The following is a 16,080-nucleotide window of genomic DNA, read 5'->3' on the forward strand; positions in this document are numbered from 1 at the left end:
AGAGTCAGGTGCTCTACCAGCTGAGCTAATGACACATATGGTGCGTCTTTAGGGATTCGAACCCCAGGCCCACGCCTTAGAAGGGCGTTGCTCTATCCAGCTGAGCTAAAGACGCATATCTATTCTACTATAAACTACGCATTACTTCGTCAACTGCGTCGCTCATTTCGTTCGAATACATGAAGTATTTCTCACTCATTCGCTTCTTGTTTTCTAGTACTGCTTGTTTCTAGCGAATACCTCTATTCTACTATAAACTATTTGTTTTAGTGAATATCAAGTTTGTTACATCTTAAAGATGTTATGGAGCGGGCAGCGGGAATCGAACCCGCACTATCAGCTTGGAAGGCTGAAGCACTACCACTATGCAATGCCCGCATAATATTTCAAAGCTCTATCGCTATTCATTGGGCTATTTCCCATAAACTTCGCATTACTTCGTCAATTTCTTCCTTCGGTCGTTCATATACTATAGTATTATTCACTCCCTCAGTCATCATTTCCTCGTACTGCTCGTTTCTTGAAAATAGATATTCTCCAAATTTCATTTTTTAAATGGTCGGGGTGACAGGTCTCGAACCTGCGACCTCATGGTCCCAAACCACGCACTCTACCATCTGAGCCACACCCCGATAACTGGTACTCTACCAGTTAGTGTAATAACACACATATGGTGCGTCTTTAGGGATTCGAACCCCAGGCCCACGCCTTAGAAGGGCGTTGCTCTATCCAGCTGAGCTAAAGACGCATATTCTTATTCTACTATAAACTACGCATTACTTCGTCAGCCGCGTCGCTCATTTCGTTCGAATACATGAAGTATTTCTCACTCATTCACTTCTTGTTTCCTAGTACTGCTTGTTTCTAGCGAATATCTTTATTCTACTATAAACTACGCATTACTTCGTCAACTGCGTCGCTCATTTCGTTCGAATACATGAAGTATTTCTCACTCATTCGCTTCTTGTTTCCTAGTACTGCTTGTTTCTAGCGAATATCTTTATTCTACTATAAGCTTCGCATTACTTCGTCAACTGCGTCACTCACTTCGCTCGAATACATGAAGTATTTCTCACTTGTTCGTTTCTTGTTTCCTCGTACTACTCGCTTCTAGCGAATACCTTTCTATTATACTTTAAGCTTCATATTACTTCTAGCAAATATTCTTATTTTACTATAAGCTTTATTTCACTTTTAGTCAATACTCAATTTATGTTATTCACTGTTACTTAATTTGTTTTGTGTTTTCCTCACAGCACGTTTTGTATTTTACTAAATACTTTCGAGCTTGTCAACACCTTTTTTTAAATTCTTTCGAGGAATTTTCTTCCTCCTAATTCTTCTAAAAGATGTTTTGGAGCGGGCAGCGGGAATCGAACCCGCACTATCAGCTTGGAAGGCTGAAGCACTACCACTATGCAATGCCCGCATGTGTGTTGATAACATATTACTATTGCTAAGCTACATTCTGTACTAACCACTTCGTAATATATTATAAATGGTCGGGGTGACAGGTCTCGAACCTGCGACCTCATGGTCCCAAACCACGCACTCTACCATCTGAGCCACACCCCGGTTTTTGACGCTTTCTTTCGGCGACAAAAATTATTCTACACTAAAGCTATAATATAGTCAACACTTTTTTTTATTTTTTTATAAATTAATCTATTAACATTATACTCGGAGTTATCTTGTCCCCTTCTATATCAATAGTTGCAAGGGAATTTTGCCCCTTACGTGGTAATGATACAGAACCAGGATTAACAATCCATATTCCTTCCTCAAATATTATATTTGATATATGAGTATGTCCATATAATACTATATCAACCTTTAATTCCAATCCCCTGTATAGGAGTCTTTGTACTCCTTCTTTAACACCATAAAAATGTCCATGAGTAATAAAAATTCTCTTACCACAAAGTTCTATTATCTTTTCATTTTCTGCTGAAGATGAAAAATCACAATTTCCTCTAACATTTTCTATTGGTATATCTAAGTTTCTTTTGTAAATCTCCACATCTTTGGTATTGTCTCCTAAATGTAAAACAATATCAGGATTTATAGTTTTTATATATTCTAAAGACTTGTATATACAATAGTTATCTCCATGAGTATCGCTTAATACTACTATTTTCATACTTTTTCTCCTATATATCTATATATTGTTTAATTTTTCTCTTAGTTTTTTTAACGCTTCACCTCTGTGACTAACGCTATTTTTTTCCTCTTCTGTGGTTTGTCCAAAGGTTTTATTGAATGGAGGATAGAAAAATAACGGATCATATCCAAATCCACTATCTCCTTTTTCTTCCTCTAATATATATCCTCTCACTTCACCTTCTACTCTAATATCTACACCTTGTCCTAATAAAACTAACGCACACTTAAATGCAGCCCCCCTATTCTCCATAGATACAGATGACAATTCTTTAAGTAATTTCTCGTTATTTTTTTTATCATTTCCATGTTCTCCAGCATACCTTGCTGAATAAACTCCTGGAGCGCCATTAAGATAATCTACAGCTAGTCCAGAATCATCTGCTAAAACTAATATATTTTCTTTATTTCCTATAAAATCTAATATAGCTTTTGCTTTTATATAAGAATTCTCAATAAATGTTGTTCCATTTTCTTCTGGATCTATTTCGATTCCCTCTTCTTTTAGAGATACAACATTGTACTCTTTTAATATCTCTTTTATTTCCTGTATCTTATGCTTATTATTACTTGCAACAATTATTTTTTTCACAACTTATCCTCCTATAAAAATGATATTTTCCCAAATTCATATTAATTATATAAATATCATATAAATAAATGAATTACTATTTAGGTGGTGACTATTTTGAAATATATAGGTCCATTTTTAAGAATGAACTCTCTTAATCAATCAAAAGTTAATAATCAATTATTTTATTTTGCAAAAGAATCTTTAAAACAAGTTGTTTTATATTCCAAATGCGGAATAACTTTGAAAGGTTCTTCACTAGAAAAAACTCTTCCTAACAATGATATTAACATAGTCAAAAATATTTCTCCACTATTATGCATATATAAAAAAGCTGATTCCAAAATATCTTTAAAAAATAAGAATTTTACCTTTTCATCTCATTCCTTAAAGAAAGAGGTAGAAATACATTCTAATGGTTATATGATACTGTCTATATTAAACCTATATAAATATTATAAAAACTTTACTACAAATTACTCTAAAGAATATTGTTCATTATTTAAAGGAATTGTTAAATCACAACTAGATTTTTGTGTATCACATCTTAGAAATACTCAAGGATTTTTCGTCGATAAAAAAGATCTTTCTGATAATATATTAAGTGAAGTAAAATTTTTAGATAAGTCACAAAAAATATCATTTTGTGATCAAGCACTAATGATGAATTGTTTCTATTTATATTCCTTAATTGATGATACAGAATCTAGTGATGCATATAAAACTTTTTCTCTAGATATCTTGAATGCATTCATACTAAATAGAGATAATTTATATTCTATGAATAATGATGAATATGTAGAATTTTTGTTTCAATTATGTATTTTTTACGAATCATCAAAAAACGTAGAAGCAATGTCTCTTATACTTGATTTAGAAGACTATTATACTGAAAACACCTGTGGATCTCACAAAACCTCCTTCACAACAGAATTATTAATGTCATTATGCAATAAGTTGATGTATGATTTATTTAATATCGATAAATTCAGAGAAAAAGAAGAAATAATAAAAGAAACTCTTATAAGGTATTTTGATGATGAAACTTATCTTATTTTCAGAGATGATTCTGAAGACAAAGTATATTCTGAAGATATTATTCTTTATATAATAAATCTATTAGAAAGAGATATAGAAGATTCTTCTGATATAATATCAAAAGTTTATAAAACTGCTCTATGCGACAATGGTCTTATTTTATCTTTTATAGATGCACCAGAAATGGATAATGAGGAGAGATATAGAAATCAAACTCTTAAATCAGAAGACTTATTAGAAGAAAATAATTTTTCTCCTTCTCATGATTCATCTTATATAACTAAAGGGTATGCCCCTATATTTTTGAAGCGTTTAGAGCTTAACCGAAAGAAAAATAAAATTAAACTATCTAAAGACAACTTTTACTCTAGTAGAAACATGTTTATATTTTACTTGATATTAAGATATATGACTCCAATTTTAGATAATAATGATTAATAATTAGTAAAGTTTTCTTTATATTATTAGTTGATATGATATAATATATTTTATAAATTACAAAGGAGAATAAAGTTTATGTTAACTGCATTGTTTTACATTTTAATAGCAATTTCACTTTTAACATTTTGTATAATATCAATTTGGAGTTTTGTACTTTTTAATAGATTTTATAATCAAATTAAATACAAAAATTATCTTTTAGAGAAATTAAATCAAAACATTTCATCACTAGCTAAAAATAATAAAGAAGATTAAAAAAAGCTGTTACACAAAGTGTGGCAGCTTTTTTAGAAGTATACTTTATTACTTAAAATTTATTATATAAAGTAGTTTATATCAAAAAAACAACACTTAAGTATAACAGTTTTATATATGAACTAAACATATCTATAAATACAAAGGGACATTCGATTAGAAACTTTTCTAACGCTGTCCCTTTATTTATATATTTAGTTAACATTCAAAAATACAAACACCAACGATATAAACGCTACAATAATGCACCCAATTGATTCACCTGGCACCTTATTTTTATTTTTAAAATCATATAATGATACACTTGCAACTATCATTGTTATAGATAACATTATTTGAAATACCCTATACCCTATTTGATATTTCATATTTATATAATCATAACTTAATAACATTGTAGCTATAAGTGTACATATTGTAATAAAAACTAATATCCACGATAAAATATCTATAGTTTTATGAATCTTTTTTTGCCTAGCAGTATAACTTAACTTTTCGTCCCTATTCTCATCCAAGATTTTCCCTTCCTCCTGCTTATTTTATCATCTCCAAGAATTCTTCTTCAGTTAAAATCTTAATTCCTAAAGCAACAGCTTTATCATATTTTGAGCCCGCTTTTTCTCCAGCTAAAACATAATCTGTTTTCTTAGATACAGAAGATGCAACCTTTGCTCCCAATTCTTCTAATTTCTCTTTAATTGTAGTTCTAGTAAAGTTCTCTAATGATCCTGTTACTACCACAGATTTTCCTGTAAATACACTTTCTTCAGTAGTACTTTCTTCATATATAGGTGATACTCCAGCCTCTAACAGATCGTTAATAGATTTCTTTATATTTTCATCACTAAAGAATTCTAATATTGACTGAGCTACAATATCCCCAATATCTTCTACTAAAATAAGTTCCTCTGCTGTAGCATTCATTATGTTATTTAATGACTTAAATCTCTTACATAAATCCTTTGATGTCTTAAGACCTACATTAGGTATTCCTAATGCATATATAAATGCATATAATGGTGCCTTTTTACTTCCTTCTATAGCATTTAATAAATTATCTGCTTTTTTATCTCCAAATTTATCTAAAGTTAATAACTCTTCTTTCTTTATAGAATACAAATCACTTAATGCTTTTATATCTAACTTTTCAAATAAAGCTTCTGCTGTTTTTTCACTAAATCCAGGTATATTCATTGCTTCTCTGCTACCATAATGAACTATACTCTTTACCAATTGTGGCTTACATGATAATGAATTTTCACAAAAATAGTGTGCTCCTTCTAAAACAATATCACTACCGCAATATGGACATTTTTCTGGTGGTGTAATTTCTTTAGCATCTTCACCTTCTTCTGCTACCCCCATAATTTCAGGAATAACATCATTAGATCTTCTAACAAAAACCCTTGACCCTATTTTTACACCTTTTCTCATAATATCATCCATATTGTTTAATGTTGCACGTTTCACTGTAACACCTGCTAATTCTACCGGTGCTAATATCGCCGTTGGCGCAACTCTTCCACTTCTTCCTACATTCCATTCTACATCTAGAACTTCTGTAGTAGCCTCTTCAGCTTCAAACTTTAAAGCTATTGCCCATTTAGGGAATTTTACTGTATATCCAAAAACTTCTCTAGTTTTTATATCATCAATAGCTATTACGATTCCATCAATATCATAATTTAGATCACTTCTTATGTCATTTATATATTTACCTTGATCTATGACTTCTTCGATAGTATTACACTTAGCAATATAATCATCCACTGGAAAACCTTTTTTCTTAATAAAATCCATCATTTCCATATAAGTTTTAAATGGTGTTCCTTCATTATATCCAATATCGTAGAAAAACGCTGACAGATTTCTTCTAGCTGTTTCTCTCAAATTTAAATTTCTTAACGCACCAGCAGCACCATTTCTAAGATTTTTTAATGGTACATCGGCATCTTTATTATAGTTTTCAAAAGCCTCTTTAGTCATAATAGCTTCACCATGAATTTCAAAAACATCACTACTATCAATCTTAAGAGGAATTGATTTTATTGTTTTAACATTTCCAGTAACTTCTTCACCAACTTCACCAGTACCTCTTGTTGCAGCTACTGATAATATCCCATTATTATCATATGTTAAATTTACTGTTAAGCCATCAAATTTTTTAGTAACAATATAAGATAACTCTGGTAACTTATCCTCATGAGTACTATTGTACTCACTTATAAGCTTTCTATTTCTTTTATCCCATTCAATAAGTTCTTCTGATGTTTGTGCTTTATCTAAGCTCCATAGTTTTCCTTTATGAGTATACTTCGTAAATCCAGGAAGTACCCCATCACCTACTCTAAGTGTAGGTGAATAAGGTAATACTATACCACTAGACTTCTCCAATTCCCTAAGTTCATCATAAAGCTTATCATATTCTTTATCTGATATAGTTGGATTATCTAAAACATAATAATTATGTGAATGTTTATTTAATGTCTCTACTAATTCTGATATTCTCTCTTTAATATCCATACTAACCTTCCTTTTACGCTAATTGAAGTGGTGCTATATCTAGTCTTAAAACTTTTACTCCATTTGACATAAATGCAATAGTCGCATATGTTCCCTCTTCTTTTTTAGATAAAGAAACTATTGTTCCTTCCCCAAACTTTTGATGCTTAACTTTAAGCCCTATAGCAGCTGTATTTGGATCTAACACAGTTTTTTCACCACTATTTACTTTCGGTTTACTATTTGCTATTCCAAATGATCCATTACTTCTAGTGTTAAATCCAGAAAATCCATTGAATTTACTATTTCCAGACTGAAAAGTACCTTTCTTCTTCTCAACACCTATATACTCTTTTAAATCTTTATTAATCTCTGATATAAAATCTGATGGAGCATAAGATACAGTCTTACCATATACCATTCTGTAATCAGCATGAGTCATATATAGCATTTCCTTAGCTCTTGTTATACCAACATAACATAATCTTCTTGATTCCTCCATCTCTGTTTGAGAATCAAAAGAAGCAGTACCAGGGAATATACCATTCTCCATTCCTACCATATAAACTACAGGAAATTCAAGTCCCTTAGCAGAATGAACCGTCATAAGAACTACTGCATCTGCATCCTCATCATAATTATCTACATCACTATTTAATGTATTTAACTCTAAAAATGCCGCTAAAGATTTATCTTCATTATTTTTCTCAAATTCAACAGCTGCAGAAACTAACTCCTTAAGATTTTCTATTCTACTTATATCCTCAGGCGCCTTAGACTTCTTAAGTTCTTCAACATATCCTGTTTCTTTTATTACTTCATCAATAAGTTCTGATACCTTAATTTCATCTTTTTTTCTCATAAGTAAACTCATAAGAGCAGCGAACTTATTTATTGACGTTGTTGCTCTTGGTGTAAGAGTTGGTATTGTCTCACAATCTAGAACAGCACTGAATAAAGGTAATTCTGTATACTCAGCATATTCCTTAAGCTTATTTACAGTTGTATCACCTATATTTCTCTTTGGAACATTTATAATTCTCTCTAATGCTACAGAATCCAATGAATTATTAATAACTTTTAAATAACTCATTATATCCTTTATTTCTTTTCTATCATAGAATTTTAATCCACCAATTAATCTATATGGAATCCCTCTTGATAAGAACTTTTCTTCAAATAAACGAGATTGCGCATTAGTTCTATAAAGAATAGCAAAATCATTATATTTTTTATTCTTATCTTTCATAATAGTATTCATTTCGTTACATACAAACTCCGCTTCATCTTTATCAGAATGAGCTCTATAAATTTTTATTTTTTCACCAGACTCATTATTAGTTCTAAGAGTCTTTAAATGTTTATGTGGATTATTTTCAATAACTGAGTTAGCTGCATTTAATATATTTGCTTTTGAACGATAATTTTCTTCTAGTTTTATTATCTTTGCATCTTCATAATCCTTTTCAAAATCAAGAATATTTTTGATATCTGCACCTCTCCAACCATATATAGATTGGTCATCATCTCCAACTACAAATAAGTTTTTATGCATGCTTGCTAATAACTTTGTAAGTAAATATTGTGAACCGTTAGTATCTTGATACTCATCCACCATTATGTATTTAAATTTTCTTTGATAAAAGCCAAGAACATCTTCATTTTTCTTAAATAACTCTACTGTTTTGTATATAAGATCATCAAAATCTAAAGCATTATTTTCTTTTAATTTTCTTTGATATAATTCATATACATCAGCAATCTTATTTTCCCTAAAATTCTTTTCATTTTCTAACTTATATTGTCTAGCTGAAATAAAAGCATCTTTACAACTACCTATCTTAGATGCTATTTCTCTATCAGTTATATCTTTGTCATTTATATTTAATTCTTTCATACATTGTTTAATTAATGTTTTAGAATCATAACTATCATAAATAGTAAAATTTTTATTATATCCTAATTTATCTATCTCTCTTCTTAAAATTCTCACACAAGTTGAATGGAAAGTAGAAATCCACATAGATCCAACTTCAACCTCATCACCTATAAGAGCTTTTACTCTCTCCCTCATTTCCTGCGCCGCTTTATTAGTAAAAGTAATTGCTAATATATTAGAAGGATATATATCATAATTTTGAATCATGTTTGCAATTCTATATGTTAAAACTCTAGTTTTTCCTGATCCTGCTCCAGCTAAAACTAAAACAGGTCCGTTAATAGTCTCAACAGCCTCATATTGTTTTTCATTAAGTAACTTCTTCAAATCCATTTATGCTTTCCTAGTGTAACTCTAGGTTCCTCCCTTCATTCTTTTGATCTTTCTAACACTCTTTTATATCCATCACTACCATAATTTAAACATCTATTCACTCTACTTATAGTTGCTGTACTAGCACCTGTCTCCTGAGCAATCTCTTGATAAGTCTTTTTTTCATATAACATTTTTGCTACATGTAGTCTTTGCTCTGCAGATTTTATCTCTGTTATGGTGAATATATCTTCAAAAAATCTATAACAATCTTCTCTATCTTTAAGTGTCAAAATCATATCACATAGAAAATCCATCTCTTTGCTTTCTAAAATTGAATGATACTCTTCCACTATTCTTCCCCCTTAACCTTTCGTTATAATTAAAATTATATTTTAGTTGACCTCATTAATCAATGTTTTTAATTTTACACGTTAAAAAGATAAAGCATAAAAGTCACCTATCTTGCGACCTTTATGCTTTATAAAATAGCAAAAGACAGCTCTTGGGGTTGAGCTGTCTTTAAAATAATAAATAAAAAGGGGGCTATTCATTCTTTTTATTTATCTTGCAATATAGATTATATTCTATAACTTGATAAATTTCAATGTTTTTTGAAAATTTTTCTGTCACTATCTTATTTTTTTAATGGAAATATTTCATTTTATTATAAATTTAAAGTTTTCCTACTTATAAACTTTAAATTTATAACTTTTCACCTCTTAGAATCTTCAATTCGTCTTCTGTTAATTCTCTATATTCTCCCTCTTCCAATTCTTCATCTAAATGTAGCCCACCAAACTCTATTCTTCTTAGATAAACCACCTTTTTCCCCCTTGCTTCAAACATTCTCTTTACTTGATGGAATTTACCTTCTACTATAGTAACCTTTACTTCTGAACCATCTTCAGTAGCTTTTAAAATTTCAAGCTTTGCAGGTAAACACTTATATCCATCATCTTGTAATGTTATACCTCTTTCAAAAGCTGCAACATCTTTCTCATTAACAGGTTTATCTATTTCAGCATAATAAACCTTATCAACTTTATACTTTGGAGATATTAATCTATGATTTAAATCTCCATCATTAGTAAGTAACAATAATCCCACAGTATCCTTATCTAATCTTCCTACTGGAAATGGTGCAAAAACTGCATCTTCATCATAAAGTAAATCTACTACAGTTTCATCAAACTTATCATAAGTTGCAGAAACTACACCATCTGGTTTATTCATCATAAGATATATATATTTTCTGTATCTTACTTCTTCACCATCAACTGTTATAACTGAAACTTCAGGATCTAATTTCATATCTGAACTTTTGGCAACAACGCCATCAACTTCTACAACTTTTGATTTTACTAATGCTTTTACTTCTTTTCTAGTTCCATAACCTAAGTTAGCTAGAACTTTATCTAATCTTTCTATAGCCATCATTTATCTCCTTCTAATATAATCAGGGCACAGAAAAATTATAACCTTTTGAAGTTTCCTATGCAATAAACATAGTACTATTAAGTTTAAGTTATATTCATGGTTACTTAATAAAATTTCTGTAGCTTGCCCAAAATCAACACTTAAATATAACAGCTTTATATATCAAAAAACAACTACATATTCTCCAGTTCATTCAACATTTATCCAAACCTAAATATTCTATTATTTTATAGCAAAAAAGAATCCCGTATAAAAACGGAATTCTTTTTTTATTATACATATTTATTATACATCTCTTCATAAGCACTTACTTTTTTTACGTAATCTTGTGTTTCAGAAGGTAACCTATCAAAATCTTGTTCCCCTGTAATATTTCTATTTGCTAATGTTCCTGATCCTGCATTATAAGCTGCAAGTGCCATTTTCTTATCTTGATAAACATCTAATAAATTGCTTAGCATCTTAGTACCACCATCAATATTTTGCTCAACATCATAAGGATCTGTTATTCCAAGCCCAGCAAAATTGAACGGCATAATTTGCATTATTCCTGTTGCTCCAGCACTTGATACCGCATTACTATTAAAATTAGATTCTTGTTTTATAACAGCCATTATAAAGCTTGGATCCATATTATATTTCTTACAAGCCTTATCTATAGCTGTAGCTACTTTTTCATCTACCCCGTCATATATACTATTAGAAGTTTCTGAATTACTACTAGATGTTAATGATGAACTTCCAACATTACTATATGATGATGTTGTTGTATTTGTATTAAATAATCCATCAAAAGAAAAATTTGATGACTTCATTGCACTAGCAAATGATTGCATAACTATAGAATATGCATCAGAATCCTTAAACATTTGTTGTATCATTGATAACATTAATTGCATTTTAAATGCACTTTCTGTAGTTTCCTCACTACTATTGCTACTACTCAAATTACTTAACTTATCCAGTTGCGTCTTTTGTAATTCTGTACTATAGGAATTAAGTATTGAACTTATATCCATATTTACTTCACCTCGAATTCAATTATCCTGTAATCCTCATATGCTTTAACCTCATTAGCACTTCTACATAGTACCATAAGTCTATATTGTCCCCTCTTAAATGGAATAAAAGTATAGTAACTCTTTCTACAATATTCCTGTACTAACTTCCATTCTCCACCTTCATCAATATAAAATTGATAATTAACAGATCTACCACCTTCACAACTTGCATTAAATGTTATTGGACAGTTAACTCTTTTTTCTTCTACATCACACTGTACCTCTACATTATACACCGGTGAAACATCTCTTACTTTAAAATAAACACTTTTTTTGCTTTCAAAGCGTTCATTACTATTTTCATTTTTACTATATACATCTATATTATATAACCCTCCACACTTTGGAGTTATAGAAAATTTCTTATTTGAAGTATAATCTGATTCCTCTACTAAAAATCCATTTATTCTTATATCATATTTTATAACAGCTTCTTTAGCATTAAAAACAATAGTTTCAAAAATAATTTTATCTCCTGGTGTAGGCGTTTCATTACAATAACTTATAATTTTGTCTATCTTACATGGAACAAATAAATATGCATTAAAATAGCAAAAATCATGAGCATCATATTCATTATCTGAAAACTTATTTCTAACCATTATCTCAACAGAATATTTTCCTACTTTTTCTGGTGAATATCTAAAAATTGTATCACTTCTATATGGTGTTTCAAGAATAACTTCGTTATCACAAGACACTCTATATGCAAATAAATTTCCTTTATTATTATCAGACATAACCTTGTATTGTATATAGTTTCCTACTTTTACTTCATGACCACCTGTTTTAAGTATATCTAAGATCTTAGCTTCTCTTCTTTCATATTCTTCAATGACAAATTCCATTTCATTAGAATCTTCATATTCTCCTGAATATGATTGATCTTTAACATATGCTCTTATCATATATGTACCTATTTCTGTAGGTTTCCAACAATATGTATCATCTTTTATAAAGCCTGTTTCATATTCATATCCATCTTCTCTTGAAATCTTATAATTATATCTAAGAGATTTTCCACCTTCACATATAACTCTAAAGTTTATATCTGATTCCACTGACTTAGGTGAAATAACATCTGCTATAAAACTTTCCATTCTCACTGTTTTATAATTTTTAACTTCATAATTTATTAGTGCCCTATCATCATATTCATTTCCTGAATACATATCTTTTACAGCAACTAATAACTTATATTTACCTGCTTTACTTTCCTTAAATGATATTACATTCTTAGATGAAAATTCTTGAACAACTTCAATATTATTTTTTTCATCTATTTTTATACACTTATATAAAACATTCTTTTTATCTGAATATTGAATATCTACATCAACAATAAGTTCTTCATCTACTATTAAATCTTTTGTTATAAACATAAGATTTTGTATTTTTACTGCTTCTCTTCTCCAAACATAGAATTCTATTGATTCTTCCGAATCATACATACTAATAGAACCCTTATTTTTTACTTGTACAACTATTTTAATATCACCAACATCTTTAGGTATTAAATTAAAATAATTTTCACTTGAATAATCTTTAAGTAAAGTTTCTTCTCCATCTTTTACTTTTAAAAATCTATATAATACTTCTTCTCCAGTACAATCTACAGTTATAGCCAATGGTTCATCAATTATAACTTTATCTCTATTTAAAGATATACCTTTTATTCTTACTATTTTATTAAGATCTTTTGTTATATACTCAGCACGGCAACAATAATCAAAACTTTTTGATGAAGATGGCGACTTAGCATAAACCATTATTGTATATTCTCCACTCTCTGTAGGAGACCATATACAGCAACTCTCTTTTCCATATTCCTTTATTGTTGTCCACTTTCCTCCATGACCACAAAGGAATTTATATAATAGCTCCTCATCTTCATTACTTTTTACAATAATATTTACTGGACTATTTTCATAATCAACATTGTCCTTTTCTAAAATTATTTCTATTTTATTCATATTCCACTTCATCCTTACTGACATATTATTATTAATATTATAGTATATGGAAAAATTTACTACAAGATAATTTCATATTTTTTTAACTTTCTCCGTATAATATGATAAAATATAATAAAAAGTAAAAATTATACATTGGAGGTTATTTTTTCTAGTATGACTTTTAAATTTTATTCTCTAAAAAAATTAGAAATATCCTACTTCGAAGAAAATATAGATATTTCTAATATATATTTTATCAATAATAAAATAAAACTAAAAATAATCAATATTACATATGAAGAAAATCGTGTATTAATATATTTTGAAAATGAAATAAATATAAAATATCCCCTTTATCTAAATACTAATAATATAAATATCGATGTTCCATACTATTCACTTTACACAACTGAGGATTTTAATAAAAAATATTATTATCCTGGCACCTTAGGTGTACACTACGAACCCACTTATTCTGAATTCACTTTTTGGTCTCCATCAGCATTGAAAGTATCATTAAAAATTTATAAAGAAACATCTGATAACATACCTATAATATTATCATCTAATGAATTAGAAGAAAATAATAATATTTGGTATATAAAATATTATGGGGATTTAAAAGGTTATCTATATACTTATGAAGTAACTCATATAGATAGATGTAATGAAATAGTTGATCCTTATGCAAAAGCAGTTTCTGTTAATGGACATTATGGAGCAATCATTGATTTAAAGGATTCTGACCCTAAAGATTTTTCCGAGGATTCTGTAATCAAAGGGCATTATAATCCTACTGACGCCATAATATATGAAATTAGTGTTCGAGATATGACTACCTATCCAAAAACTGATATTATCAACAAAGGTAAATACTTAGGTTTATGCCAAGAAAAAGACTCTAACGGATACAGATTAGATTGTGGTATATCTCATATAATAGATTTAGGTGTAACCCATGTACAACTAATGCCGATATTTGATTTTTCATTTTCAAGTGTTGATGAATTAATGCCAAGAAAAAAATACAATTGGGGATATGATCCACAAAACTACAACGTTCCCGAAGGAAGTTATGCTACTGATCCTAAAAATCCTATTTGCAGGATAAAAGAATTAAAAACACTTATCCAAACATTACACAGCAATAATTTATATGTAATTATGGATGTTGTTTTCAATCATATTTTCAATTATGAAACCTCCAACTTAGAACTATCTTTTCCTGGGTATTATTTTAGAAGATATGATAATGGCTTTATTTGTAACGGCTCGGGGTGTGGAAATGATTTTGCTACAGAAAGACCCATGGTAAGAAAATTTATAATTGATTCCTTAAAATATTGGGTTAGTGAATATCATATTGATGGATTTAGATTTGACTTAATGGGACTAATTGATATAACTACGATGAATGAAGTATATACCACTTTAAAAGAATTAAATGAAAATGTATTTATTTATGGCGAGGGTTGGAATCTATCCACCAATCTACCTGACAATGAAAAGACTATTCTAAAAAATAATTATAAAACGCCATCTATTAGTTACTTTAATGATTTTTTTAGAGATACTTTTAGAGGTAGTGTTTTTTTTAGTGACGATATCGGTTTTATCGCTGGAAAGAATCATATAGATTATTTAGCTATAAAAGCTCTAACGGGATCTGATCATATTTTTTCTTCACCTTGCCAAAATATAAATTACTTATGTTGCCATGATAATCATACTCTATGGGATAAACTTTCTTTATCCGCTAAATTTGTTGATGAAGAAACACGAATAGATATGTTTAAATTAGGAATAGGAACATTATTGTTATCTCAAGGTATACCATTTTTTCAGAGTGGTCTTGAATTTCTAAGAACTAAAGATTCATTTGAAAACACTTATAATTCTCCTGATTATATAAATTGGATAGATTGGGACAGAAAATATAAATACTATAATATATATCTATACACTAGGAATTTAATTAGACTTAGACGTAATCATAGAGCTTTTAGATTTTCTTCATATGAAAATTTACGAAATCATATGTACATCTTAGAAAATCTTCCTCACAACGTCATAGGTTATAAAATCTACAATAATGGCAATGGTGACTCTTGGTCTGAAGTAATGGTGATTTTTAATAGTAATGATGCAACAATAAGAATTCCTATATCATCTGGTCCTTGGATTCTAGTAGCCAATACTCATTTTGTTGATGAAAAATCTACTAAAGCTATAAATAATGTAATTGAAGTAGATAAATTTTCTTTTGTTGTACTTCATAAATAGTATTTATAAAATTGGAATATATAGTATTAATTTGTGATATATCTAGCTATTATACTTAAGTGTTGTTTTTATAATTTCTAACGTACAATAAATACAACAGGGTTGTGCATTATACAATGCACA

General features: G+C 29.2%; 12 protein-coding genes and 6 tRNA genes. 3 read left to right on the forward strand and 15 right to left on the reverse strand.

Annotated features, from left to right (window positions below):
- Positions 1-38: 38 nt before the first annotated feature.
- The 8 genes from KQI30_RS00880 to KQI30_RS00915 form a co-directional block, all read right to left on the reverse strand.
- Positions 39-115: transfer RNA gene (locus KQI30_RS00880), tRNA-Arg, on the reverse strand.
- A 189-nt stretch (positions 116-304) separates the two neighbouring features.
- Positions 305-378: transfer RNA gene (locus tag KQI30_RS00885), tRNA-Gly, on the reverse strand.
- Positions 379-556: 178 nt separating this feature from the next.
- Positions 557-632: transfer RNA gene (locus tag KQI30_RS00890), tRNA-Pro, on the reverse strand.
- Between the two features lie 39 nt (positions 633-671).
- Positions 672-748, reverse strand: a tRNA-Arg gene (locus tag KQI30_RS00895).
- Positions 749-1,355: 607 nt separating this feature from the next.
- Positions 1,356-1,429: transfer RNA gene (locus tag KQI30_RS00900), tRNA-Gly, on the reverse strand.
- A 70-nt stretch (positions 1,430-1,499) separates the two neighbouring features.
- Positions 1,500-1,575: transfer RNA gene (locus KQI30_RS00905), tRNA-Pro, on the reverse strand.
- A gap of 85 nt (positions 1,576-1,660) precedes the next feature.
- Positions 1,661-2,140 carry a metallophosphoesterase gene (locus KQI30_RS00910; RefSeq protein ID WP_216461280.1) on the reverse strand — a complete coding sequence of 160 codons (480 nt, stop codon included), beginning with the start codon at positions 2,138-2,140 and terminating at the stop codon, positions 1,661-1,663.
- A gap of 18 nt (positions 2,141-2,158) precedes the next feature.
- On the reverse strand, positions 2,159-2,752 hold the full coding sequence (locus KQI30_RS00915) for an XTP/dITP diphosphatase (RefSeq protein ID WP_216461281.1): 594 nt from the start codon (positions 2,750-2,752) through the stop codon (positions 2,159-2,161).
- Positions 2,753-2,848: 96 nt separating this feature from the next.
- Between KQI30_RS00915 and KQI30_RS00920 the strand changes: the two genes are divergently transcribed.
- On the forward strand, positions 2,849-4,207 hold the full coding sequence (locus KQI30_RS00920) for a hypothetical protein (RefSeq protein WP_216461282.1): 1,359 nt from the start codon (positions 2,849-2,851) through the stop codon (positions 4,205-4,207).
- A 78-nt stretch (positions 4,208-4,285) separates the two neighbouring features.
- On the forward strand, positions 4,286-4,465 hold the full coding sequence (locus KQI30_RS00925) for a hypothetical protein (protein ID WP_216461283.1): 180 nt from the start codon (positions 4,286-4,288) through the stop codon (positions 4,463-4,465).
- Positions 4,466-4,659: 194 nt separating this feature from the next.
- Here the strand turns inward: KQI30_RS00925 and KQI30_RS00930 are convergent, their stop codons facing one another.
- The 7 genes from KQI30_RS00930 to KQI30_RS00960 all read right to left on the reverse strand — a co-directional run bounded on the left by KQI30_RS00930 (position 4,660) and on the right by KQI30_RS00960 (position 13,692).
- Positions 4,660-4,980 carry a hypothetical protein gene (locus tag KQI30_RS00930; RefSeq protein ID WP_216461284.1) on the reverse strand — a complete coding sequence of 107 codons (321 nt, stop codon included), beginning with the start codon at positions 4,978-4,980 and terminating at the stop codon, positions 4,660-4,662.
- A gap of 19 nt (positions 4,981-4,999) precedes the next feature.
- Positions 5,000-6,988: an NAD-dependent DNA ligase LigA gene (ligA, locus tag KQI30_RS00935; protein ID WP_216461285.1), complete on the reverse strand. Its 1,989-nt coding sequence runs from the start codon at positions 6,986-6,988 to the stop codon at positions 5,000-5,002.
- A gap of 13 nt (positions 6,989-7,001) precedes the next feature.
- Complete coding sequence (gene pcrA / locus KQI30_RS00940) at positions 7,002-9,239, reverse strand: DNA helicase PcrA (protein WP_216461286.1); 2,238 nt, start codon at positions 9,237-9,239, stop codon at positions 7,002-7,004.
- 35 nt (positions 9,240-9,274) lie between these two features.
- On the reverse strand, positions 9,275-9,571 hold the full coding sequence (locus KQI30_RS00945; RefSeq protein ID WP_216461287.1) for a YerC/YecD family TrpR-related protein: 297 nt from the start codon (positions 9,569-9,571) through the stop codon (positions 9,275-9,277).
- A gap of 352 nt (positions 9,572-9,923) precedes the next feature.
- Positions 9,924-10,649 carry a pseudouridine synthase gene (locus KQI30_RS00950; RefSeq protein WP_216461401.1) on the reverse strand — a complete coding sequence of 242 codons (726 nt, stop codon included), beginning with the start codon at positions 10,647-10,649 and terminating at the stop codon, positions 9,924-9,926.
- Positions 10,650-10,930: 281 nt separating this feature from the next.
- Complete coding sequence (locus KQI30_RS00955) at positions 10,931-11,677, reverse strand: lytic transglycosylase domain-containing protein (RefSeq protein ID WP_253287329.1); 747 nt, start codon at positions 11,675-11,677, stop codon at positions 10,931-10,933.
- A gap of 2 nt (positions 11,678-11,679) precedes the next feature.
- Positions 11,680-13,692, reverse strand: coding sequence for a triple tyrosine motif-containing protein (locus tag KQI30_RS00960; protein WP_216461288.1), 2,013 nt, complete (start codon positions 13,690-13,692; stop codon positions 11,680-11,682).
- A gap of 156 nt (positions 13,693-13,848) precedes the next feature.
- Here KQI30_RS00960 and pulA point away from each other — a divergent pair, with 156 nt between their 5' ends.
- A complete protein-coding gene (gene pulA / locus KQI30_RS00965) occupies positions 13,849-15,957 on the forward strand; it encodes a type I pullulanase (protein WP_216461289.1) in 2,109 nt (702 codons plus the stop codon).
- The last annotated feature ends 123 nt before the right edge of the window (positions 15,958-16,080 follow it).

Origin of the sequence: Clostridium bornimense (assembly GCF_018917145.1) — a bacterium.
Lineage (GTDB): Bacteria > Bacillota > Clostridia > Clostridiales > Clostridiaceae > Clostridium_AN > Clostridium_AN bornimense_A.